This window comes from Acinetobacter sp. TYF_19 (assembly GCF_043105125.1).
GTDB lineage: Bacteria > Pseudomonadota > Gammaproteobacteria > Pseudomonadales > Moraxellaceae > Acinetobacter > Acinetobacter johnsonii.
Window position 1 is genome coordinate 1 of record NZ_JBICLH010000039.1, and the last position, 1045, is coordinate 1045.

Genomic DNA, 1045 nt, shown 5'->3' on the forward strand with positions numbered 1-1045 from the left:
CGACATAAACCACCTAATTAATTTAAAGGGTTTATGGAGTATATAAAATTGTCATACCATCATCTTAACTTTGAAGATCGTACTGCATTAATGCTTGAGTCAAGAAAAGAAGGCTTTTCAGCCAGAAAATTTGCTGAACTCATTAAAAGACATCCTAGTACGATCTATCGTGAGCTTAAAAGAAATAGCATCAATGACGTTTATCAAGCTCGATATGCTTCTGATAACACCTTCGCTAGACGTAGACGTGGTCACAGAAAACTCAAAATCGATTCAATCCTCTGGAAATTTATTGTTGAAGCGATCCGTTGTTTATGGTCTCCTCAGCAAATAGCAAAGCGTTTAAAGACATTTCCTGATTTGGATCAAACAATGAATGTAAGCCATACAACGATTTATTCAACGATACGAGCATTACCAAAGGGTGAGTTGAAAAAAGACTTATTATCCTGTCTGCGTCATGAAAATAAAAAGCGAAAAGCTAACGGTGAACCTAAAAAAGATTCTATATTACAGGATATTAAAACTATTCATGAGCGCCCAGCCGAAGTTCAAGAAAGAAAAATACCGGGTCATTGGGAAGCTGATTTAATTAAAGGTAAAGACAATAAAAGTTCGATAGCAACACTTATTGAACGAAATACACGGCTCTGTATCTTGGCAACATTACCTGATGCAAAGGCAGAATCAGTGCGCAAGGCTTTAACTGAAGCTCTGAAATATTTACCTGCAGAACTGCGTAAAACGTTGACCTATGACCGTGGACGCGAGATGGCAGAACATAAAATACTTGAAGAAGATTTAGGCATAGATGTATATTTCTGTGACCCACATTCACCCTGGCAAAAAGGCACATGCGAAAATATGAATGGTTTAATTAGGCAATATTTACCTAAAGGGATTGATTTAAATCAGGCAGATCAGCATTATTTAAATCAAGTTGCCATGTCACTGAATACTCGTCCTAGAAAAGCGTTAGATTGGCTTACACCATTAGAGAAATTTGCTCAGCTTGTTGATTATCATAAGACTTTTCAAACTGTCG

General features: G+C 36.8%; 1 protein-coding gene. It reads left to right on the forward strand.

The genetic code is table 11. The annotated features are described in order from the left end of the window. Nucleotides 1–90: 90 nt before the first annotated feature. Nucleotides 91–1045: IS30-like element ISAba125 family transposase (locus ACF8FD_RS04195; protein ID WP_031999571.1), on the forward strand; the 955-nt coding region annotated here is incomplete at its 3' end.